1 pseudogene is annotated in these 843 nt (G+C 68.6%); it reads left to right on the forward strand.

The features are described 5' to 3' along the window. A pseudogene (locus tag JF781_RS28010) lies at nucleotides 1-843 on the forward strand (IS481 family transposase); the annotation flags it as partial.

Consider the following 843-nt stretch of genomic DNA (forward strand, 5'->3'; position numbering starts at 1 on the left):
CCACCAGTCGCTGGGGATGGCGACGCCGGCAACGGTGTTCCGTCCAGCGCCCATCGACGTGATACCGCCGCTGCCCGTAGCCACCGAACCGCTGGTCCCCAACACCGTCGACGTCATCGTTCCGCCTCGTACCCGCCAACACCTCGCGCCGGTGACAGAGCACGCGTTGGGCGCGACCGTGCACGCCGTCGAGTGGGAGGCAGTGCTGACGCCCCGAGCGCGGCTGCTGCTTCCAGCTGATCAGCAGTTCAAGTTCACCGCCGCGCTGGCCCGACGCGAGGTCACGGTGTGGGCCAGCGACCGCAGCATCCACATCGTGCTCGACGGCGCGGTCATCCGGACGCGACCATCGCGACTGTCCGAACACGACCTGCGCGATCTGCTGCGCCGCGGTGCACGCATCGCCGGACCAGAGCCCGCACGTGGCGCTGTCACCGTCGACATGCTGACCACCAGCGCAGTCATCGAAGTCGCGCGCACCGTCTCCCGCGATGGCTGCATCGGCCTTGGTGGCCACAAGGTGCTGCTGGAGTCGACGTTGGTCGGCCAGCGCGTCACCGTCCGCTTCGAGGGCACCCTGATGCACATCGTGGCCAACCGCCGACTCGTCAAGACGCTGCCCGCGCCGATACCGGCGGATCAGCGCGCAGCACTGCGTGGAGCACGCCCCAGCGCCGAGCCCTTGCCGCCACCGGCGCCCCCACACCAGGCCATGCGACGCGTGGCGGCCAATGGGACGGTGACCGTCGCCGGCCAACGACTACGGATAGGACGCAGTTACCAAGGGCAAACGGTCGCTATTGCCATTGAGGACACCGTCTTTCGCGTCGTAATCGACGGCAA

Origin of the sequence: Mycobacterium sp. WUMAC-067, assembly GCF_020217485.1 — a bacterium.
GTDB lineage: Bacteria > Actinomycetota > Actinomycetes > Mycobacteriales > Mycobacteriaceae > Mycobacterium.